We start from the raw sequence: 20,527 nt of genomic DNA on the forward strand, positions 1-20,527 counted from the left end.
GCCCCGGCGTTACGACGCCGACCGCAGGGAGGACGGGTTGCGCGGCGCCGTGCTCGGCGTCCGGTCCTGCCAGTCTTCCTTCTTGATGTGCGCGATTTTCATCGGATTGGAATGGGGCTTGCCGAAATAGTAGCCCTGCATCGTGTCGCAGCCGAGCGTGCGCAGGGCGTCGACCTGGAACTGGCGCTCGACGCCTTCCGCGGTCACCTCGAGCCCCAGATTGTGCGCCAGCGCGATGACGGCGGAAATGATCGCAAGCCCGTCACTGCGTTCGCCGATCTCGTCGACGAAGGACTTGTCGATCTTGATCTTGTCGAACTTGTATTGGCGCAGATAGGACAGCGACGAATAGCCGGTGCCAAAGTCATCGAGCGCGATCCTGATGCCGAGGTCCCGCAGCTTCTGGAGCTTCGCCGATGCCGAGCCGTGATCGCGCAGGAAAACGGATTCAGTGATTTCCAGCACCAACCGCTCCGGCGGGAAACCCGTCTCCTGCAGCACCGCCAGAACCTGGTCGACCAGGTAGGGATCCATGAACTGGACCGATGACAGATTGACGGCAACGCTTTCCAGTTCCGGGCACTGGGCAGCAGCGGCGCAGGCCTTCCTGAGAACCCAGCTGCCGAGCGGCAGGATCAGGCCGGCATGTTCGGCGATCGGGATGAAGACGTCCGGCGGAACTTCGCCGCGGGTTGGATGCAGCCAGCGAAGCAGCACCTCGCTGGAAACCACCTTGCCGGAGCGAGCATCGACGATCGGCTGAAAATCCACATTCAGCTTGCCGTATTCGAACGCCTCGCGCAGGTCGGATTCCAGCTCGCGGCGCTCGCGCACCTCGCGCTCCATGTCGTGCTCGAAGGCGAGCGCCCGGCCGCGACCGCTTTCCTTGGCCTTGTAAAGCGCGATATCCGCCTTGCGCATCAGGTCGTCGACCGTGTCCCGGCTGTCGCGCAGCCGCGTGAAGCCGACCGTTGCACCGATGGCGAAGTCGCGCCGGCCTATGCGGAACGGTTTGCGGGTGACGTTCACAAGTTCCTCGGCGAAGGCATTTGCGGCCTGATCGCTGACGAACTGGCCAAGTGCCGCGAATTCATCGCCGCCGAAGCGCGCCAGCATGGTCTTGCCTTCGCTCAAGGCCATGAAACGGCTGGCAACCTGCCGCAGCAGCTCGTCTCCCGCGGGATGCCCGCTGGTATCGTTGACGACCTTGAAATTGTCCAGGTCGATCAGGAAGAGGGTGAGCGTGTTCTGGCCGTACTGGCCCTGCTCCTCCAGAAGATCTTCCGCCTGCTTCAGGAACCAGCTGCGATTGCCGATCCCGGTCAGGCTGTCGTGTTCGGCCAGATGCGAGACAAGGGCGCTGGCGCGGCGGGCTTCGGTGATGTCGGACGCAACGCCCCGGTATCCCGAAAAGGAGCCATGGTCGTCGTAGACCGGCCGGGCGGCAAGCGACCACCAGCGTTCCTGGCCTTCGACTTCGACGCCGATAATGACATCCCGGAAGGCTTCCCGGTTTGCCATTGCCTTTTCCAGGACTGCCACGGCGGAACGGGCGTCCTCCTCGTCCAGGGAATAGGCGAGATCGACCATGCGCATGGCCTCCAGCTCGACGCGCTGACGTCCGCTGGCATGGAGGAAACGGTCGGAAATGTTGCGCAGGCTGCCGTTGCTCCCCGATTCCCAGATCCAGTCGCTGGCCTTTTCCTCAAATTCGTTGAGGAGCAGCGCGATCAGTTCTCCGCGCTCTTCCAGTTCGGCCTCCGCCAGAAAGTGGGAGGCGAAGAGCCAGCCTGCCGAGGCCACGCTGCCGACCACCACCATGGTGTAGCTGGTCAGGAGGAGGAACAGCGGCCAGAGATCCATCTGTTGGCTGAATAGCAGCGAAACCGAGGACGCCAGATAGAGGATGCCCACCCAGCGGAACGCCGCCTGGGGCACGGTTGCCAGCGTGAAGCCGCCGCCGCACAGCATGCCTGTCGTCACGCAGGACGCAATCCAGATCCCGTCAGGATCACCATAGGCAAAAGCGGTGATCGGAACGGCCGCCCAGAGAGAGCTGAACACAGTGGCGTGCAGAACGGCTTTGTTGAGGGAGCGGCGCGAGGCGAGTTGGATCGCCTGTCCCCGGGCCTTTAACCACCTCAGCAGCGTGTAGCCGAGAAAGACTGCGATCGCGGCAACCCACGCCGCAAGAGCGCCAAGGGGCACAAAATTCTGGAAGGAGAGCGTGATGACGACGGTGTTGACGACATTGGCGAGGATGATGAACGGCGTCAGCCGGGCGATGCTGGCGACCTGCGCAGCGCGCACCCGGCGCGCCAGCAACTCATCGACCACCGGATGACCGAAGGCGAGCATAAATGCCCTTTCGGGACCAGCATGCGGCTTTCCGGCCTCGTCGCCGCTGCCAGCCGTCTGTCCCGATTTCAGCTGCCGGCCTGGATTGAAGAAGGCCATGCAGATGGTATGAAGGACCAGTTTCCAACTGGAGCTGAGCCGCATTTTTTCTCCGCGTACGCTACCCGCACAAAATCAAAGCACACCCGGCAACAACCGGCGGAATGTTCCTGCCCGGTCGAAACCCGAGTGTCAGAGCATCGTCTGGACCTCTTGATGCTCTACGCGCGGCACAGCCCCGCTGGATCGACCGATACAGCCATTCCCTGAAATTCCGGTAAAAACGGGCATGCGGATTCCCGTCTCTTTTGCAATTTTTACAATAAAAAGGCACTTTTACCCAAAGTTTTGCAACCCCAGGCAGGAAGTTTCAAAGTCAGAGCAGGATTACTGGGCTTCGGCAGCTTCGGCAGCTTCGCCGCCCAATTGCCATTGGCCGGCCTCGATCTTGGAGGCGGCAATCACGGCCTGGGTGCGGCTTTCCACCCCGAGCTTCTGCAGGATCGCCGAGACATGCGCCTTCACGGTCGCCTCGGACACCGATAGCTCATAGGCGATCTGCTTGTTGAGCAGTCCTTCCGACAGCATCATCAGGACACGGACCTGTTGCGGCGTCAGCGTTGCCAGCCGCTGCACCAGGTCACCACTGCCGTCATCGGCTGCGAGATCGACATCGGGCGGCGTCCACATGTTGCCGGACATGACTTCCGAGATTGCCTGGCGAATGACATCGATGCCGTGGGACTTGGGAATGAAGCCCGAAGCGCCGAACTCGACCGCCCGGCGGATCGCCTGCGGGTCCTCGTTGGCCGAAACCACCACCACAGGCACACCGGCATATTGCGCACGCAGATACATCAGGCCGGAGAAGCCGCGCATGCCGGGCATGGACAGATCAAGCAGTATCAGGTCGATATCGCCGTCCTGTTCCAGGCGTGATGTCACGTCCTCAAGCGTTCCGGCTTCCTCGATCGCGGCATCGGGATACTGCGTTTCCAGGGTCTGGCGCAGCGCGCCACGAAACAGGGGGTGATCGTCCGCGATGATGAACCGATAGGATGTCGCCGACACGTCGTTTTTCCTCCCTCAACGGATCCAAGCGGGCGACCGATTGTCCCCTGCTCCAGCGCCGTTGCCTCCCGGTGCGTTTCCAGACCTTTTGGTGTCAGGCATTGAGCCCTTGTTGCGGCCTTGTGGAAGTATGTTTGCAACAGGGGTTGCACGCAAGTCAAACCATGCTTTTGACCAACACCGCCAGGAAGGCGCTGGCCTGCGTTCCACACGAGCCTGCTGGGCTACACACAACTCGCGCAAAAAGCGAACTATAATAATCAACACGCAACAACCTGTAGTTTACACACACCTTCCGTAGCGTAATCAAATCTTATCGCCATCTAAGCGTTTCGAGTGAACTAATTTTCCACAGACTACATTTCCTATTGATAATGAACCTAAAGACGGCAACAAATGGCTGGTTCCATCCGGCGTAAAATACAATTTCACTGGGCACACGACGCAGTATTATGACGATTCAGGCGACGCTTTTTTCATTCGTCAATCGCTGGGAATGCGATGAGAATGATCATTTGAATGTCCAGTTCTATTTCGGCCGGTTTGAAGAGGCCGACCGGCAATTCCGGCTGCTGTCGGGCCTGAATGAGACCCTGGTCGGCGCCCGCCGCGTTCGGCATGTCCGCTTTCACAAGGAGCTGAGGACCGGCGATCTGATCACCGTCGGGTCAAGCATTGCCTTTGACGGCCCGCATATGCTGACAGTCGTGCACGAGATGCGGAACAGCACCACGGGAGACCTCGCGGCGACCGCGCTCGATGGGTATGAGCCCAACCCCAATTCGGCCAAGACACTCCGTCAGCGTTTCAAGGAATTCCAGACACCGATGATCGCGGAAGCTGCTCCCCGCGGAATTCCGGCAGGTCCTGCCGCCGCGCATCGGGCAACGCCGGCAAGCCTCCAGGCCAAGGGTGCGCAAGTCGTCTTTCGCGGCACTGTGCTGCCGCGGGACATCGGGGTCGACGGCAAGGCCGACGACCGGTTTGCCCTTTCGTGTTGCACGGACGGCGTAGCCCATGTCTGGCAGCGCTCGCCCATGACCCATGCCTATCTGACCGAACACGGCCTTGGCCGCGTCGCGGTGGAAATGAAACTGACCTGGCTCACGCCACTGAAGACGGGCGACCTGATGCAGGTGATATCGGGCTTTGCGGGCGTCAGCCCGAAAACCTTCTCCATGCGCCACCACCTCTTCGAAAGCCGCACCGGCCGGCTGGCATCGATCCTCGACGTGGTCGCCCTGACCATGGACCTGAAGTCCCGGACCGCAGTCGAGCTGCCCGCGAATGCCTATCAGAGCATCAACAAGATGGTCATCGACTGACGAGAAAGTGTCCCGGGGCAGGTCCGGGCGTCAATTACCGTCGGTTTCGAAGTCCTTCTTCAGGTCGCGAACCATGCCGAAGAAGCGCCGCATGGCGCTTTCGGTGAAGGTCAGAACCTTTTCAAGTTCCTCGTCTTCCTCGGTCAGTTCGGGAGATTTCTCCTCCACCGGTCCCTCCGGCTTGTCCCGGTCCAGCGCGGATCCCGGCGGCAACTGGCGGCCGGGCTCGCCCGTCCCGCTTTCAAGTTCCTTCACACGGGCCGTCAGCCGGTCGACCTCGCCGGCAAGGTCGTTAATTTCCGCCAGATAAGCGTCTTCCGCGAGCGGGACCGGGTTGCAGCGCCAGTCCTCGTTCTGCTTGCGGCAGATCGAGACCGTGCCGTTCTGCCGGTCGACCCTGAGGATGTCCCCCTCGACGGCAACCATGGAATAGCGGTCCGGGCGCCCCTCGCTCGCAACTTCCGCATCCTCAGGCGCGATCTTGTCCTGCGCAGTCGCACCGGCAGTCAAAAGGGCGAGCGCGGAGGCTCCCGCAATAAGGGCTGCGAAAAGTGTGGTGCGGATCGTCATGTCGCCTCTCCAGGTGTCTGTCTCATTCCATGGGTGCCATAATTCCGTGGCCAAAGCACGACGAAAGGCCTGCTTTTCAAGAGCTGCTTTGTCTGGCGCCCTTCAGATACCTCTCGGATTGGCCGAAAACCCGACCTCGCTCAGAGCGCCGGCAACAACGCCTCGAGCGTTTCGAGCCGATCCGCTTCCGCAGCCGGTTTGTCCCAGCGCAACCTCGATATCCTGGGAAACCGCATGGCGACACCCGATTTGTGCCGGGTGGAACGGTTCAGTCCCTCAAAGGCGACCTCCAGCACCAGACCCTTCTCCATCCCGTGAACCACTTCGCGCACGGGACCGAAGCGGTTGACGGTGTTGTTGCGTACGAAGCGGTCGATCTCGCGCAATTCCTCGTCCGTGAACCCGAAATAGGCCTTGCCCACCGGCACCAGTTCCGGTCCAGCTTCAGTGTCCCGCCAGACGCCGAACGTATAGTCGGAATAAAAGGACGACCGCTTGCCGTGGCCGCGCTGCGCGTACATCAGCACGGCGTCGATCAGATGCGGCTCACGTTTCCATTTGAACCAGAGTCCCTTCGGCCGGCCGGTGACATAAGCTGCATCCCGGCGCTTCAGCATCAGGCCTTCGACCGCTTCTGCGTCGTCCGTCTCCAGATGATCGTGCGGATTGGCGCGTGCTGCTGCGATCGCCTCCCAGCCTTCGGCCTTCACCATCGGCGACAGATCGATCCGCGTTTCGCCAAGTTCTGAAATGAAACCCTCCAGGCGTTTCCGGCGTTCTGCGAACGGCATCTCCCTCAGGTCCTCGCCTTTCAAAGTGAGCAGGTCATAGGCGCGGATGGCGGCCGGGAACTCGCGCAGCAATTTCGGGCCCGCCGTCTTTCGGTTGAGGCGTTTCTGCAAGTCGGAGAACGGCCGGACCCTGCCTTCAGAGACAACGAGCAGCTCGCCGTCGATACAGGCCTCGAAACTCAGCAGCTCCAGAATATCCGGGAAGGCTTTGGAGATGTCCTCTCCGGTGCGGCTGAAGAGGCGCCGTACCTCGGCCCCTTCCGCGGTTCTGCCCGCCGCCGCCTGAACGCGGATCCCGTCCCATTTCCATTCGACCGCGAAGTCCGACGCGTCGAGCGCTTCAAGGTCCCTCGTCTCATCAAGTGGATGGGCCAGCATCACCGGCCGGAAAGGCGCCGGATCGGAAGTCTCCGGTGCGTCGGCCCTCCCCTCCGCCCAGGCGAACAGCGCCTGATACGGCGGCTCCAGTCCGTGCCAGACCTCTTCCACCCGGGCAACCTCCAGCTCGCCAAGCCGGGCCACTGCTGTCTTGGCGAGACGCGCCGAAACGCCGACTCGAAGTCCGCCGGTGACGAGTTTCAGAAGTGCCCAGCGGCCGGTCTCGTCGAGACTGTCAAGCCAGCCGGCCAAAAGCCGAGGCACCTCGGTCTTGCCCGCGCGTCGCAACCGGTCAACGACAAGCGACAGAGAGGGCGCATCGGATCCGGTCCCCCGGTCAGCCGCGTTCGGCCACATCAGGGCGATGGTTTCAGACAGGTCGCCGACAAAGTCATAGGAGAGCGCGAAGAGCTGCGGGTCGGTCCGCTCCCCAATCAGGGTTCTGAGGAGCGCTGGCTTGGCGTGTTTGAAACTCACCCCCCCCGTCAGGGCCGCAAGCGCGTAGCCCCGGTCCGGGTCGGGCGTCTCCCGGAAATAGCGCACAAGCAGCGCCTCCTTGGCGAGACGCCGCGGTTCCAGGGAAAGCCGGTCGAGCAGAAGGGCGAAGGCATGCATGACGGCAATATCAAACCGGGAAAGATGCGCTTCGCAAGTCACCCCGATGATTTCCGGCAGGGTCTTTCAAGGCAAATCACGTTTACTTGCCTGGTTCGCCTCCGATATGGCCGGCTTGAGTTCCGGGAAATGCAGGATGGACGCGGGAAGAAATAGCCTGTATAAGCCGCGCCCATCCATGGGCCGAATGACTGGATGGCCCGATCCGGTAGACTGCTGACTGGCATGCAGATGATCCGGAGCAGTTGAAAGATTCCAATGACCGAAATTCTGTCTCTCGCCCCGGCGCTGAAGGCCGCGCTGGCGAAACGGGGCTATGAAAGCCTCACTCCCGTTCAGGAAAGCATCTTGAACGATGCTCCTCCGGAAGCGGACCTCCTGGTTTCCGCCCAGACCGGTTCCGGCAAGACCGTCGCCTTCGGCATGGCTCTGGCAAACACCCTGCTTCAGGGGCGTGACCATCTGGGTCAGGCCGGCGCTCCGATCGCGCTTGCCATCGCGCCGACCCGCGAGCTTGCGCTGCAGGTGAAGGAAGAGCTGACCTGGCTTTATGAGGAAGCCGGTGCCGTGACCGCGTCCTGTGTCGGCGGCATGGACCCGCGCACCGAGCGGCGCACGCTGGACCGCGGCGTCCACATCGTTGTCGGCACGCCGGGCCGCCTGCGTGATCACATCGAGCGCGGCGCCCTGGATCTTTCCGAAATCCGCGCCGTCGTTCTGGACGAAGCCGACGAGATGCTCGACATGGGCTTCCGAGAGGATCTGGAATTCATTCTGGATGCGGCGCCTCGGGAAAAGCGCACCCTGATGTTCTCCGCCACGGTCCCCAAGCCGATCGCGGAACTGGCAAAGCGGTTTCAGAAGGACGCCGTCCGCCTGTCGACCATCAATGCCCGCGAACAGCATGTCGACATCGACTATGTCGCCCATCCGGTGGCCCCGAACGAGCGCGAGAACGCCATCATCAACGTGCTGCGCCAGCACGAAGCGGAAAAGGCCATCGTCTTCTGCTCGACGCGCGAAGCCGTCAGCCGCCTGACGACCCGTCTGGCCAACCGCGGCTTCTCCATCGTGTCGCTCTCCGGCGAACTCAGCCAGGAACAGCGTTCCAGCGCCTTGGCCGCCATGAAAGACGGCCGTGCACGGGTCTGCGTGGCAACGGACGTTGCCGCCCGCGGCATCGACCTGCCGAACCTCGACCTCGTCATCCATGCGGACCTGCCGACCGGCAAGGCCGCACTTCTGCACCGGTCCGGCCGGACAGGCCGCGCCGGACGCAAGGGCACCTGCGTGCTGATGGTTCCCTTCCCGCGCCGCCGCCAGGCCGAGCGTGTCCTGCATTTCGCCGGCATCACCGCCACCTGGAAGGGTGCGCCGACCGCCGACGACATCCGCGCCAAGGACAAGGAACGGCTGCTTGCCGATCCGGCCCTGAAGGTGGAGCTGGAAGACGAGGAACTGGCAATTGCCACCGAACTCCTGGCCCTCCACAGCCCGGAGCAACTCGCAGCCGCCTTCGTCAAGCTGCGCCAGTCGCGCCTGCCGGCTCCCGAAGATGTTTCCGATATCGATGAAGGTTCGCTCCGTGGCCGCGATGCAGGCTCGCGCGGTGGCCGCAGCGCCGAGATCACCGGCAAGTTCGAGGACGGCATCTGGTTCTCGCTGTCGATTGGCCACCGCCAGCGCGCCGAACCGCGCTGGATCCTGCCGATGATCTGCCGCGCCGGCCATGTGACCAAGAAGGAAGTCGGCGCGATCAAGATCTTCCAGAACCAGCTCTATTTCGAGATCGCTGGCAGCCACGGCCAGCGCTTTGCCGATGTGGTCAAGCGTGAGGGAACCGGTGAAGACAACGCCGTCATCACCCTTCTCGACGCCCGTGGCGGCAAGGTGCCTGCCCCGCCGCAGGAAGACAATTTCCGCCGTGACCGTGACCGGGTCAGCGCGCCCAAGCGCCGTCCGCGCCGGGACGATGCGCCGGACTATGAGACCATGGGCCGCGAAGACAGCCTGAAGCCGGATCGTCCGAAACGCGGTCCGAAGCGGGATTTCGACAGTCCGAGGCCCAAGTTCGATGCACCTCGCGGCAAGGGCCGCCGCCGCTTCGGCGACGACGAAGCCGCCCCGCATCATCCGGCCTATGAGCCGCTCGACATGAAGGCACTCGGCAAGTCCGAAGGCGGCGACGACCGCCCGCGGCCGAACAAGTCCCGTCACCGGGACGCCGAGGACGGTGAACGCCGGAAGCCACGCAGCCGCGCGGACGCTCCCTCCGGATCGGTCAAGAAAAAGGCGGCGAAGAAAAACAAGCCCTCCCGCGCCGAACGCAAGGCGACCAAGGCGCAGAAGTAATCAAGATGCCCGGATCGAATGGTCCGGGCATTTTCTTTTGCGATCTTGCCGGGGTGGAATTCCGGACGCCACACCTCTGCCTGAGCCGTTACCTTCGGCATCACCCCGGGCGACCGAAGGGAGACCCGGGGCCTACTCGCTTCCAGAGAACAGGAGTGGGTACAACGCCTTCAGAAAAAACGTCGCGCGCTTGGACAATTGGCCGTGCGAGTGGGCCCCGGATCTGCACTTCGCTTGTCCGGGGTGACACCGCGGAGGAACGCAGTCTCCCTATTCGTTGACGATGCTGGCGATCACCCAGTCGGGGCCGTCCTGGATCAGCTGGTAGTGACAGGTGAATTCGAAGACGGCTTCACCGTCTGCGCTCTCCTGGCTCCAGTCGAGGGTGACGAGGGCGACCGAGCCGCTGACATGGCTGGAGACGACGTGGAAATCGGAATGGCTGACGCCTTCCTTTTCGAGCGCCTGTAGCAGGGCCTCGATGTTTTCGATCAGTTCCTCGTCGTCGTGGAAGACGTGCCCCTTGTCGTGCTGCCAGATGATGGCCGGCACGGCGAAACAATCGCAGATCCGGTCGACATCATAATCGTTGAAACCAGCCTGGTAATCGTCGAACAGCTGTGCGATCGCCTCTTCGGCTTCCCCGTTCGACCCGGATCCGGCGCCATTGGTCCGGCCGTTGCCGGTCTCCGCATAATCTCCGTCATCCGCCATGACCGCCCCCTCCAAAGGACCGCATTTCCGCAGGAATGTCGCCGGCCAGCCTAGCCTTGCGCGGCCCGCACACCGTCGGCGTCCTCGCCGTCGTCATAGCCTATCATATTGAGAGGACGGGCCTTTCGTCCATTCAATTCGCACCAGTGGACAAGTGCTTCCTCGGCCCCGTGTGTGACCCAGATCTGCTCGGCTCCGGTCTCCAGGATCGTGCGGCAGAGATCGTCCCAGTCGGCGTGATCGGAGAGGATCAGCGGCAGTTCGGCACCGCGCTGGCGGGCGCGGGCCCGCACCCGCATCCAGCCGGAGGCCATGGCGGCGACCGGATCGCCGAAACGCCGGGCCCAGCGGTCCGAGAGCTGCCCCGGCGGGCAGAGCACGATCTCTCCGGCAAGCTCCTTGCCGCGCGTTCCGACCGGTTCGACCTCCCCAAAATCGATGCCCTGGGTGCGGTAATAGGCCGTCAGCTTTTCCAGCGCACCATGCAGGAAGATGGTCTTATCATACCCGGCCGCCCTGAGTTCCGCCATCACCCGCTGCGCCTTGCCGAGCGCATAGGCGCCGACCAGATGGGTCTGATCGGAAAAGAGCTCCAGCGACGACAGCAGCTTGGCGATTTCTTCCGAGGCCGGAGGATGGCGGAAGACCGGCAGGCCGAAGGTCGCCTCGCTGACGAAGGTGTCGCAGGCAACAAGTTCGAAGGGGGCGCAGGTGGGATCTGCCTGGCGCTTGTAGTCGCCGGAGACGACCGTTCGCTGCCCCCTGGCCGCAAGCAGCACCTGGGCGGAGCCGAGCACATGCCCGGCCGGATGCAAAGAAATGTCGACGCCCCCGACCTTGACCGTCTCGCCGTAACCGATCGCCTGTGCCGAGCCGCAAAAGTTCCCGCCATAGCGGATTGCCATGATGTCGAGCGTCTGCCGCGTCGCCAGCACCGCACCATGTCCGGCGCGGGCGTGGTCCGCGTGGCCGTGTGTGATCACCGCCTTTTCGACCGGCTTGACCGGATCGATATGGACACCGGCTTGCGGGCAATAGAGGCCTTCGGGAGTGAGGGTGAGGAGATCGGACATCCGCTCTACTTATGTCTTTATTCGCCGAATGCCACCGACGTCCGATCTTGCGGCTACACGTCGGTAAATCCGGTTATTGGCAATAACTGTATTGCACGCGGCAATCCTGGGCGCCGTTGTTGGAGCACCAGCCCATCGCAAAGTTGTTCGCAGCCTGCTCGCTGTCTCCCGCACCGATGCCGTTGGAGTTGGGAGAGGTCGCCAAAGCGTGGCATGCGGCCTGTGTCGCGTCCACGATCCGGCATTGCGGGCTGCCGCAATAGTTCATGGCAAGCTGTTCGGCGCCGGCCCGGGTCGGGGCCGCGCCGTGACCGAACTTTCCGTTCGGCGCCAGGGCGAAGGCCATCCAGCCACGGCCCTGGGCAACCTGGGGGTACTTTCCGGATACCTGTGCCTGCCCGCCGCAAGCCTGGTAAATGCCTTGGATCTGCTCGCCGTTGGAGCACATGATGCCGCCCCACTGATAGCCGCGCAGGCCATTGTCCGTCGCCACTTCGAACCAGTCAAAGCCGTTCATCGAGACACCGGTGTTGTTCAGGATCGTGAGCCAGGTGCCTTCGTCGAGGCTGCCCGATTGCCCGAAGTTCATGCCCGGTCCGGATCTCAGCTTGCCGCCCAGAGACTGCCCCTGAACGTTCAGCGGGGTCGCCGCTGCCCCGGCATTTGCCTGGTGTACCGGTGCTGCTACCGCCAGCTCGCAGGAATGGGACACGTCACCGAGCCAAAGCTTGAGGGCGTTGCCACCCTCGAAGGAAATTCCCGCGCCGTCGTTGAAGTATCCGCCCCGGCCATCCGGCATCAGGGAGGTCTTCCCGGAAATATCTTCAAAAACGGCGCGGCCTTCCTCAGGTATCGTTTCAACAAAAACAAAAAGATTATCGAGTTTACAGCGGTAGGACAGGCTTTCCGACGCATCGGCAGGCACCGCGGCGGACAGAAAAGCTGCGGTCAGAACTCCAACAAAAGCAATTGATTTCAAGGAAACCTCCCTCGGTAATGATCCCGGCAGAATTGACCATAGGGAACATGAACGCAACCTGAACATTTCAAGGCAGGCCCCTCGCCTTTTGCAGGCCTACGGCCTAAAACCAAGCGATGGACGTGCAACTGCTTCCGAACCGATTTCAGAGCTGGTTTGCCTCGCGCGGATGGGCGCCGCGGCCGCATCAGTTGCGGCTGATCGATCATCTTGCCCAAGGCCATTCAACGCTTCTGATCGCACCGACCGGCGCCGGCAAGACGCTGGCCGGGTTCCTGCCGAGCCTTGTGGAACTGGAAGCGCGGGGAAAGCACAAGCCGGGGTCTGCGGGGGGCGGCATTCACACGCTTTATATCTCGCCGCTGAAGGCCCTTGCCGTCGATATTGCCCGCAACCTGGAGACACCTGTCAGCGAGATGGGTCTCAATGTCAGGCTGGAAACCCGCACCGGCGATACGCCCTCCCACAAGCGCCAGAGACAGAAGCTCAATCCGCCGGACATCCTTTTGACGACACCGGAACAGATCGCGCTGCTTCTGTCCGATCCCGCCTCGGCGCGGCTTTTCTCCTCGCTGAAGACCGTCATTCTGGACGAATTACACGCCCTGGTGACGTCCAAGCGCGGCGACCTGCTGGCGCTTGGCCTTGCCCGGTTGCGGCGGCTGGCACCGGACCTGCGCACCATCGGCCTCTCGGCAACCGTCGCCGAGCCAGATGACCTGCGCGCTTACCTGGTCGAGCAGCCGGAGCCGGATCACCGCGCGCTGTCACATATGGTGCAAGTCGCCGGTGGGGCGCAGCCGGAGATTTCCATTCTCGATTCGGAAGAACGCGTTCCCTGGTCCGGCCATTCCTCGCGCTATGCCGTTGCCGATATCTACCGGCTGATCAAGGCGCATAACGTCTCGCTGCTCTTCGTGAACACCCGCAGCCAGGCGGAGATGGTGTTCCAGGAACTGTGGCGCATCAACGAGGACACGCTGCCGATCGCGCTGCATCACGGTTCGCTCGATGTCGGCCAGCGGCGCAAGGTGGAAGCGGCCATGGCCTCGGGCGTCCTGAAGGCCGTGGTGGCGACTTCCTCGCTCGACATGGGGATCGACTGGGGCGATATCGACCTCGTCATCAATATCGGTGCACCCAAGGGTGCCAGCCGTCTGGCCCAGCGGATCGGCCGCGCCAACCACCGCATGGACGAACCGTCCAAGGCCGTGCTCATTCCTTCCAACCGCTTCGAGGTTCTGGAGTGCCAGGCGGCGCTCGCGGCCTCCAGACGCGGCGAACAGGACACACCGCCCCTGCGCAAGGGCGCGCTTGACGTGCTGGCCCAGCATCTTCTGGGCCTTGCCTGTGCCGGTCCGCTGGATGCGCTCGCGACCTATGACGAGATCCGGTCGTCCGAAACCTACCGCCATCTCGATTGGGAGACCTTCGAGCGCGTGCTCGATTTTGTCGCCACCGGCGGCTACGCGCTGAAAAGCTACGATCAATACGCCAAGCTGCGCAAAGGCAAAGACGGGCTCTGGCGCATCTCGCATCCGAAGATCGCCCAGCAATACCGTCTCAATGTCGGCACGATCGTCGAGGCGCCGATGCTGAAGGTGCGGCTGGTGCGTTCCAAGGCGGCCGGACGGCGCACGCCGGTCGGGCGCGGCGGTCGGGTGCTGGGTGAGATGGAGGAATATTTCCTGGAGCAGATGGCGCCAGGAGACACGTTCCTCTTCGGCGGCGAGGTCGTCCGCTTCGAGGGCATCCGCGAGAACGAAGCCTATGTCTCGCGCACAACCTCCGACAACCCGATGATCCCGTCCTATATGGGCGGCAAGTTCCCGCTCTCCACTTATCTGGCCGAAGGTGTGCGCACCATGCTGGCAACGCCGGAGAGCTGGAAAGAACTGCCGGACCAGGTTCGCGACTGGCTGGAAATCCAGCGGGAGAAATCCGTTCTTCCGGCAAAGGACGGCCTCCTGGTGGAAACCTTCCCGCGCGCCAACAAGCATTACATGGTCTGCTATCCCTTCGAGGGCCGGCTGGCGCACCAGACCCTCGGCATGCTCCTGACAAAACGGCTGGAGCGGCTCGGTGCGCGGCCGCTCGGGTTTGTCGCCAACGACTATGCGCTTTCCGTCTGGGCGCTCGGTGACCTGTCGCTGTTGTTTTCCAGCGGAAAGATCCCGCTGGACGACCTCTTCGAACAGGACATTCTCGGCGACGACCTCGATGCATGGCTCGCCGAATCCAGCCTTCTGAAACGCACCTTCCGCAACTGCGCCGTCATTGCCGGGCTGATCGAGCGCCGGCATCCGGGCCAGGAGAAATCTGGCCGTCAGGTGACGATTTCCTCCGACCTCATCTACGACGTCCTGCGCGCGCACGAGCCTGACCACATTCTCCTGAAGGCAACCTGGAACGATGCGGCGGAAGGACTTCTGGATATCTCCCGTTTGGGTGAACTTCTTGCCAGAATCCGGGGACGAATCACGCATACTGGACTTCCACACGTTTCCCCGCTCGCCGTGCCAATTCTCCTGGAAATAGGAAAAGAACCGGTCTACGGGGAGGCCATGGACACGCTTTTGGCCGATGCGGCCGAAGAGCTGCTGATGGAGGCTATGGAATGAGTGCCCTGACATCCCACTTGCGCAAATATGCTGCTGCGCCGGTATGTCATGACATTCAGATCAACGGCCAGCTGGTGGGCCTGCACGACAGCGGTGTCCTGTGGTGGCCGGATGAATCCATTCTCATCGTTGCCGACCTGCATCTGGAAAAAGGCTCCAGCTATGCCCGGCGCGGCGTCTTCCTGCCGCCTTACGATACCGGTGCCACGCTGGAAAAGCTTGCCGGCGTGATCGACGCCTTCGACCCGGCCTGCGTCATTTGCCTCGGCGACAGCTTCCACGATGCCGACGGGTCCGACCGCCTGCCTGCCACCTACCGGGCAATGCTGACGACGCTGCAGCTCGGCCGCGAATGGATCTGGGTCACAGGCAATCACGACCCGGTGGCACCGGTGCGCCTCTGCGGTGTCACCGTCAAGGAAATCACCATCGGCCCGCTCACGTTCCGGCACGAGCCTGTCGAGAAGGTCAGATCGTCGTCCACCGCCGGCGAAGTCTGCGGCCATCTTCACCCCGCAGCGCGCGTCCGCCGTTTCGGCCGCTCGATCCGCCGGGCGTGCTTCGTCACAGACAACACCCGGCTGGTTCTTCCTGCCTTCGGTGCGCTGACCGGCGGCCTCAACGTGACGGACGAGGCCTACAGCCTCATCTTCCGCCGCCGCCACTTCTCCGTCTTCATGCTCGGCAACGACCGCCTCTTCCCCTTCACCGCAAGCCGCCTGGTCGGGGACTGAGGGCAGAGCTCCTCTTCATTTTAGTTTTTCAAGATGCGCCAGGATGTCTTCCAGCACGGAATCCGTGTTCGTAAGCACATCCGAATTCCAGTAGCGGATGACCCGGTAGCCAAAGGTATTGAGAAGCCTGGTCCGTTCTTCGTCAGCCACCTGATTTGAGGCGTGGTGTCCTCCATCCAGTTCGACAATCAGTTTTGCATCGACGCAAACAAAATCCGCGAAAAACCTTTCGATCGGAAACTGCCTGCGGAACTTCCAGCCGTCGAGCTGCCGGTTGCGAAGGCGATGCCACAGTCTCTGCTCGGCTTCCGTGGACCGCCGCCGCAGGCTTCGTGCCCCGGAAGTCTTGCGTCCGCTTGCCACGTCTGCCCCCTCACCCGGAGCTTCGCTCCGACCTCTCCCGACGGGAGAGGTGACTTTGTCCCAAGCACGCCCGGCATTTTTGGTTTCGGCCGCATCATCAGCCGGACCTATAGAACATCAAACGCAACGCTTGCGCGATCTTCAAGTCCCCTCTCCCATGGGGAGAGGGTTAGGGTGAGGGGGCAAAACTTGAAGGGAACGAACGACCTGACGATTGCAGGATCGGGTTATTGAACTTCCCGTCACCACGAGATGGACCGCCCCTACCCCCATCTCCCGCTAAAAGCTCAGCCCGATAGCCCGGTTGATCTGGCGGCCTGTGTTCACCGCCTGATAGATCGGAAAGGGTGAGCGTTCCGACAGGACTATTTCGCGTTTCAGCCAATCTCTGTCCTCGAGAAGGCCCAGGGACTGGGACAGGGCGCGGTCGGTGATCGGTCCGAGCCCTGACTTGATGTTCGAGAAACGTTGCGGCGTGCCGGTGACCGCGAGAATGGGAACTGCCCAACTGCGCTTGAGCACGGAAAAGGCGTCCTCGCCGGGGGCGAGATCCAGGATCCGGCCGGCCAGCGCGGCGGCTTCCACGCCTTTCGGCGTCAGCCGGAACTCCGGCCGCAGCGGGTGTCCATGGCCCGGGTTCCGCTCAAGCAATCCCAGTTGAAAGAGGTGCTCCAGGCTCGCTGCGAACGCGCTGCGGCTTGCGGTGGTCGCCGCAATCAGCGGCGCCTGCCGGCCTGGAACGCCGGAGTGAAGGAGCGCCAGAATTTTCAACGACCAGGCTTTTGATGTGAGGTTGACAATCAGCGGCATATCCATAATTTATAGTTACTATACTTTTGCTACAGAGGGAAGCATCATGCCGGTCGTTTCATTGGAAAACACAATCACCCTGGCTCTTTCGGTCCGGGACAGGCACGCCAGCGCGGACTGGTATGAAAAAAACCTCGGGTTCGAGCTTCTGGTGCATTTCGACGAGGCCGGCTGGAGCGAGATGCGGACCAAAACGGAAGGGGTCACCCTGGGCCTGGGCGAACAGGCGGAACCTGCCCCCGGCAACACGGTGCCTGTCTTTGGGGTCTCGGACATCGCGGTTGCGCGGTCGGCTCTTGAAGGCGTCGGGGTGAGGTTCGACGGCCCGACCGAAACGATCGAGGGCATGGTCAGCACCGCGACCTTCTACGATCCTGACGGAAATGCATTGATGCTGGCGCAGGATCTGTCGCAATAGGCCGAAATGTCGCCTGCTCCCCGCAGCCCGTCTGCGGGGGTTACTCCAAGCCGCTTTCCAGTTCCTGCCGGTCTGCAGGACCAAGGGACTTTACCGCCCTCTCTTCCCCCGCCATTACCCAGGCAATCACCAGCTCGTAGAACACCGCCAGCACCACCGGCCCGAGGAACAGGCCGATGAGGCCGTAGGCTATGGTGCCGCCGAGGACGCCGATCAGGATGACAAGCATCGGCACCTTCAAGCCGCGGGACATCAGGATCGGCTTCAAAACGTTGTCGATCAGCATCACCGGCACCATGAGCACGGTAAAGGCCAATGCCGGCATGAACTCCCAGGAACTCCAGGCCCAGATGATCGTCGGAATGATCACCAGGGCCGGTCCGATCTGAATGATGCACAGGAAGAGCGCAATGAAGGTCAAGACACCTGCGAGCGGCACCTGAAACAGGATGAGGAGTATTCCCGTCAGCAGACCCTGGATGACGGCAACGCCGATAACTCCCCGCGAGACGTTGCGGATGGTCGCGCCGGCCAGATCGACAAATTCCGCCCCGCGTGGCGCGATGATGCGGTCGGCGAAGCGCTTGGCGCCCTTTGCCAGCGTCGGCGCCGGAACGAAGAGGCAGCCGGAGAGGACGATGGAGACAATGAAAAACAGCACGGAACCGCTGAGGGCAGCCAGTGCCGTCAGGATGCGCCCGCCTGCAGGAGCCAACGTCGGACCTATCTTGGCGAAGACCTGCTCCATTCCCTGCCCGGCAATCTGCCACAGCTCCGCAAATTTGGGGCCGACAATTGGCAAGGCGGCAAGCTTTTCCGGTAGCGCCGGAAGCTTCAAGGAGCCGTCGGCGATGGCGTGGTACCAGCCCTGCAGGGTATCTGCGAGGCTCACTACGAGAACCGCCACCGGACCGATGACGATCGCAAGGCACAGCAGCGTGATCAAGATGGCGGCGGGAACTTTGCGTCCGCCGAATTTCTCCGCAAGCCAGTCGAAGGCAGGGTAAAGCGCGACAGTGAGCACCACCGCCCAGAGCAAAAACAGAAAGAAAGGTGCGATCAGCTGCAGCGAAAAATAGGCAAAGAGACCCAGGATGCCGAGACGGACCGCAATATCGATGACCCTCGCATCGACCGTCGGCTCAGGCCGTAACCCGCTTCCCTGCGTTTCGCTTGAAGACTTCTCACCCGATGACGTCTCGTCGGCCATGCCCTGCCCCAACGGTTTGAAAACCCAGCGTGGTTGACAATAGCCACGGTGACGGCGCGTGCCAGCGAAAAGTGCAACTGGCCGGGTGTCCGGCCTAGTGGTTCGATTCTGACATTTGCATCCCCCTGCTGCTAGCGCTGGAGCAAATGTCAGAATCATAAGAACCACTAGATAGATATATGATTCTAGTGGAGCCTTTGAATTTGACATTTGAGCATCAGCCTAGCCGCGAGCGGGACTCAAATGTCAAATTCGCTCCACTAGTCCCGGCGGAAGATCACACCTGCCAGCCAGCCGGTGAACATTGCGAGCCCAATAGCCAGGAGGCCATAGACGAGCGGGTAGCTCTGGGCGAGCATGAAGGTGACCTGCTCGAAGCCCGACTTGGCGACGGCCAGCGACTGTTCCGTCGCCGCGACCACCTTGCCATGATGGAAGAGAAAGCTTTTGACCTTGTAGACGCCAACCGGGATGTTGGCCGGCAGCGGGATGTTGGTGCGGAACATGGTGTCGGTCAGGAAGAGGATCGAGGTTTCCTGTTCCGAATAGAGCCCCGAATCTTCGCGCAGGCGAATGAAAGCGCGGCGGAAATCGTCCCGGTCCGAGAGCGCGACATTTGAGACGCCCGACACTGCCAGGTTGATGTGATGGAGGCCGATGCCGAGGTCGTCTAGCACCGTCCGGTTCGACAGGTCGCCGATATTGATGGTGCTGGCGACCGCATAGAAGGACGGCACGTTCTGGAAGCGCTCGGCCTCCCGGTTGACCCAGACCCCCAGGAACCGGCCCTTGCGCCGCGTGGTGATGTCCTGCGGCGGGCCTTCCACGACGATGGCAAGCTCGTAGCCGCTCGGATCGTTGGGCTGGCGCTCGATATCGCTGGCCTGGCCGAAGATGACGATCTCAGTGCCGGTGAAGTTGGACTGGATCGAAATCAGGTCCGACGACAGGGACGTTACCAGTTCCTGGTGCGGACGGGACTGGGCAAGGGCGCCCGTTGCCAGAAGCAGAAACGCGAGAACGGGAACAAGCCGTCTCATGCGCCCGCTCCCTTGCGGATGGCGATGGAATAAAGATCGTCCGGCGTCAGAAGCAATTCGACCGCAAATCGCATTCCCACCAGCAGCACCAGCAGAGCAAGGAGCAGGCGGAGCTGTTCGCCGCGCAGGTTCTGACCCATGCGTGCGCCGAACTGCGCACCGATGACGCCGCCGATCATCAGGGTCATCGCCAGGACGATGTCGACGGTCTTGGTGCCCACCGCGTGAAACACGGTGGCTGCCGCCATGGTGAAGAGGATCTGGAACAGCGAGGTGCCGATGACGATGTTGGTCGGGACGCGCAGCAGGTAGATCAGCGCAGGCACCATCATGAAGCCGCCACCGATGCCGAGCACCGTGCCGAGAAAACCGATGATGGCCCCGAGGCCGACAACCGGTATGACGCTGACATAGAGCTTCGAGCGGCGGAAGCGGACCTTGAGCGGAAGGCCGTGGATCCAGTTGTGCTGGCCGGGTTTGCGGGCTTTTGGTGGGACCCCGGATTTGCGCCGGCGGATGGCCCTGACCGATTCGAACAGCATCAAGCCGCCGATTGCGCCCAGAAATGTGACGTAGGAAAGCGAAATCACCAGGTCGAGCTGGCCGACCGATTGCAAAACCTGGAAGAGGATCACGCCGATGAGCGAGCCGAAAACACCACCCGCAAGCAGGATCGTTGCCAGCTTCAGGTCGATCGCCTTCCGGCGCCAGTAGGTCACCACCGCCGACGAGGAGGATGCAACCACCTGAGTGGTGACGGTTGCTACCGAAACGGCCGGCGGAATGCCGGAAAAGATCAGCAGCGGTGTCAGCAGGAAGCCGCCGCCGATGCCGAACAGTCCCGACAGGAAGCCCACAGCACCGCCCATGCCAAATATCACAAAGATATTGACCGGAATCTCGGCTATGGGCAGGTATAATTGCACAGGATCACGCCGGAACAGATCGCAGGTAAGACTGCGAAACGACTACATGAAAATGGTTAAAGACCCGTGCCTTCCGCCATGTCAACCGGCCAGCGGGCCGGTTGGGTCCGGTTCGGCGAATTTAGACCAGCGGCGGCCGC

17 protein-coding genes are annotated in these 20,527 nt (G+C 62.2%); 5 read left to right on the top strand and 12 right to left on the bottom strand.

Annotated elements, in window-relative coordinates:
* Positions 1-9 precede the first annotated feature (9 nt).
* Together ACX3M4_RS09990 and ACX3M4_RS09995 are read right to left on the bottom strand one after the other, a co-directional pair.
* Positions 10-2,502 (bottom strand): putative bifunctional diguanylate cyclase/phosphodiesterase, encoded by a 2,493-nt coding sequence (locus ACX3M4_RS09990; protein ID WP_459358431.1) that lies wholly within the window; start codon positions 2,500-2,502, stop codon positions 10-12.
* A gap of 282 nt (positions 2,503-2,784) precedes the next feature.
* Entirely contained in the window at positions 2,785-3,468 is a 684-nt protein-coding gene (locus tag ACX3M4_RS09995) for a response regulator transcription factor (protein WP_459358432.1), read from the bottom strand.
* Between the two features lie 452 nt (positions 3,469-3,920).
* Here ACX3M4_RS09995 and ACX3M4_RS10000 point away from each other — a divergent pair, with 452 nt between their 5' ends.
* Positions 3,921-4,793 carry a thioesterase family protein gene (locus tag ACX3M4_RS10000; RefSeq protein ID WP_459358433.1) on the top strand — a complete coding sequence of 291 codons (873 nt, stop codon included), beginning with the start codon at positions 3,921-3,923 and terminating at the stop codon, positions 4,791-4,793.
* 30 nt (positions 4,794-4,823) lie between these two features.
* Here ACX3M4_RS10000 and ACX3M4_RS10005 read toward each other — a convergent pair whose 3' ends face one another.
* Positions 4,824-5,363, bottom strand: coding sequence for a hypothetical protein (locus ACX3M4_RS10005; protein ID WP_459358434.1), 540 nt, complete (start codon positions 5,361-5,363; stop codon positions 4,824-4,826).
* A gap of 140 nt (positions 5,364-5,503) precedes the next feature.
* Complete coding sequence (locus ACX3M4_RS10010) at positions 5,504-7,147, bottom strand: cisplatin damage response ATP-dependent DNA ligase (protein WP_459359406.1); 1,644 nt, start codon at positions 7,145-7,147, stop codon at positions 5,504-5,506.
* A gap of 258 nt (positions 7,148-7,405) precedes the next feature.
* On the opposite strand from ACX3M4_RS10010, the gene ACX3M4_RS10015 reads away from it, so the two are divergent.
* Positions 7,406-9,499 (top strand): DEAD/DEAH box helicase, encoded by a 2,094-nt coding sequence (locus ACX3M4_RS10015; RefSeq protein WP_459358435.1) that lies wholly within the window; start codon positions 7,406-7,408, stop codon positions 9,497-9,499.
* A gap of 270 nt (positions 9,500-9,769) precedes the next feature.
* Here the strand turns inward: ACX3M4_RS10015 and ACX3M4_RS10020 are convergent, their stop codons facing one another.
* The 3 genes from ACX3M4_RS10020 to ACX3M4_RS10030 form a co-directional block, all read right to left on the bottom strand.
* Positions 9,770-10,213: a DUF4440 domain-containing protein gene (locus ACX3M4_RS10020; protein ID WP_459358436.1), complete on the bottom strand. Its 444-nt coding sequence runs from the start codon at positions 10,211-10,213 to the stop codon at positions 9,770-9,772.
* A 50-nt stretch (positions 10,214-10,263) separates the two neighbouring features.
* A complete protein-coding gene (locus ACX3M4_RS10025) occupies positions 10,264-11,286 on the bottom strand; it encodes a ligase-associated DNA damage response exonuclease (RefSeq protein ID WP_459358437.1) in 1,023 nt (340 codons plus the stop codon).
* Between the two features lie 73 nt (positions 11,287-11,359).
* A complete protein-coding gene (locus ACX3M4_RS10030) occupies positions 11,360-12,265 on the bottom strand; it encodes a DUF4189 domain-containing protein (RefSeq protein ID WP_459358438.1) in 906 nt (301 codons plus the stop codon).
* A 116-nt stretch (positions 12,266-12,381) separates the two neighbouring features.
* Between ACX3M4_RS10030 and ACX3M4_RS10035 the strand changes: the two genes are divergently transcribed.
* On the top strand, positions 12,382-14,886 hold the full coding sequence (locus ACX3M4_RS10035; RefSeq protein WP_459358439.1) for a ligase-associated DNA damage response DEXH box helicase: 2,505 nt from the start codon (positions 12,382-12,384) through the stop codon (positions 14,884-14,886).
* The gene (gene pdeM / locus ACX3M4_RS10040; protein WP_459358440.1) at positions 14,883-15,620 is read left to right on the top strand and encodes a ligase-associated DNA damage response endonuclease PdeM; all 738 of its coding nucleotides are present in this window, start codon (positions 14,883-14,885) and stop codon (positions 15,618-15,620) included. Before ACX3M4_RS10035 ends, pdeM begins: the two co-directional genes overlap by 4 nt.
* 15 nt (positions 15,621-15,635) lie before the next feature.
* Here the strand turns inward: pdeM and ACX3M4_RS10045 are convergent, their stop codons facing one another.
* A complete protein-coding gene (locus ACX3M4_RS10045; RefSeq protein ID WP_459358441.1) occupies positions 15,636-15,983 on the bottom strand; it encodes an endonuclease domain-containing protein in 348 nt (115 codons plus the stop codon).
* 279 nt (positions 15,984-16,262) lie between these two features.
* Positions 16,263-16,793, bottom strand: coding sequence for a winged helix-turn-helix transcriptional regulator (locus ACX3M4_RS10050; RefSeq protein ID WP_459358442.1), 531 nt, complete (start codon positions 16,791-16,793; stop codon positions 16,263-16,265).
* Positions 16,794-16,839: 46 nt separating this feature from the next.
* Between ACX3M4_RS10050 and ACX3M4_RS10055 the strand changes: the two genes are divergently transcribed.
* The gene (locus ACX3M4_RS10055; protein ID WP_459358443.1) at positions 16,840-17,211 is read left to right on the top strand and encodes a VOC family protein; all 372 of its coding nucleotides are present in this window, start codon (positions 16,840-16,842) and stop codon (positions 17,209-17,211) included.
* Between the two features lie 40 nt (positions 17,212-17,251).
* On the opposite strand, the gene ACX3M4_RS10060 is transcribed toward ACX3M4_RS10055, so the two are convergent.
* The 3 genes from ACX3M4_RS10060 to ACX3M4_RS10070 all read right to left on the bottom strand — a co-directional run bounded on the left by ACX3M4_RS10060 (position 17,252) and on the right by ACX3M4_RS10070 (position 20,387).
* The gene (locus ACX3M4_RS10060; protein ID WP_459358444.1) at positions 17,252-18,421 is read right to left on the bottom strand and encodes an AI-2E family transporter; all 1,170 of its coding nucleotides are present in this window, start codon (positions 18,419-18,421) and stop codon (positions 17,252-17,254) included.
* A 260-nt stretch (positions 18,422-18,681) separates the two neighbouring features.
* On the bottom strand, positions 18,682-19,461 hold the full coding sequence (locus tag ACX3M4_RS10065) for a TIGR02186 family protein (RefSeq protein WP_459358445.1): 780 nt from the start codon (positions 19,459-19,461) through the stop codon (positions 18,682-18,684).
* Entirely contained in the window at positions 19,458-20,387 is a 930-nt protein-coding gene (locus tag ACX3M4_RS10070) for a sulfite exporter TauE/SafE family protein (protein WP_459358446.1), read from the bottom strand. Before ACX3M4_RS10070 ends, ACX3M4_RS10065 begins: the two co-directional genes overlap by 4 nt.
* Between the last annotated feature and the right edge of the window lie 140 nt (positions 20,388-20,527).

It is taken from the genome of Roseibium sp. M-1 (assembly GCF_054515675.1).

What these genes read in the sequence shown, in the direction of transcription:
- ACX3M4_RS10055 (WP_459358443.1), top strand. Translation starts at nt 16,840, where the DNA reads ATGCCGGTCGTTTCATTGGAAAACACAATCACCCTGGCTCTTTCGGTC.
- ACX3M4_RS10000 (WP_459358433.1), top strand. Translation starts at nt 3,921, where the DNA reads ATGACGATTCAGGCGACGCTTTTTTCATTCGTCAATCGCTGGGAATGC.
- ACX3M4_RS10050 (WP_459358442.1), bottom strand. Translation starts at nt 16,793, where the DNA reads ATGCCGCTGATTGTCAACCTCACATCAAAAGCCTGGTCGTTGAAAATT.
- ACX3M4_RS10015 (WP_459358435.1), top strand. Translation starts at nt 7,406, where the DNA reads ATGACCGAAATTCTGTCTCTCGCCCCGGCGCTGAAGGCCGCGCTGGCG.
- ACX3M4_RS09990 (WP_459358431.1), bottom strand. Translation starts at nt 2,502, where the DNA reads ATGCGGCTCAGCTCCAGTTGGAAACTGGTCCTTCATACCATCTGCATG.
- ACX3M4_RS10010 (WP_459359406.1), bottom strand. Translation starts at nt 7,147, where the DNA reads ATGCATGCCTTCGCCCTTCTGCTCGACCGGCTTTCCCTGGAACCGCGG.
- pdeM (WP_459358440.1), top strand. Translation starts at nt 14,883, where the DNA reads ATGAGTGCCCTGACATCCCACTTGCGCAAATATGCTGCTGCGCCGGTA.
- ACX3M4_RS10025 (WP_459358437.1), bottom strand. Translation starts at nt 11,286, where the DNA reads ATGTCCGATCTCCTCACCCTCACTCCCGAAGGCCTCTATTGCCCGCAA.
- ACX3M4_RS10020 (WP_459358436.1), bottom strand. Translation starts at nt 10,213, where the DNA reads ATGGCGGATGACGGAGATTATGCGGAGACCGGCAACGGCCGGACCAAT.
- ACX3M4_RS10005 (WP_459358434.1), bottom strand. Translation starts at nt 5,363, where the DNA reads ATGACGATCCGCACCACACTTTTCGCAGCCCTTATTGCGGGAGCCTCC.
- ACX3M4_RS10060 (WP_459358444.1), bottom strand. Translation starts at nt 18,421, where the DNA reads ATGGCCGACGAGACGTCATCGGGTGAGAAGTCTTCAAGCGAAACGCAG.
- ACX3M4_RS10035 (WP_459358439.1), top strand. Translation starts at nt 12,382, where the DNA reads ATGGACGTGCAACTGCTTCCGAACCGATTTCAGAGCTGGTTTGCCTCG.
- ACX3M4_RS10065 (WP_459358445.1), bottom strand. Translation starts at nt 19,461, where the DNA reads ATGAGACGGCTTGTTCCCGTTCTCGCGTTTCTGCTTCTGGCAACGGGC.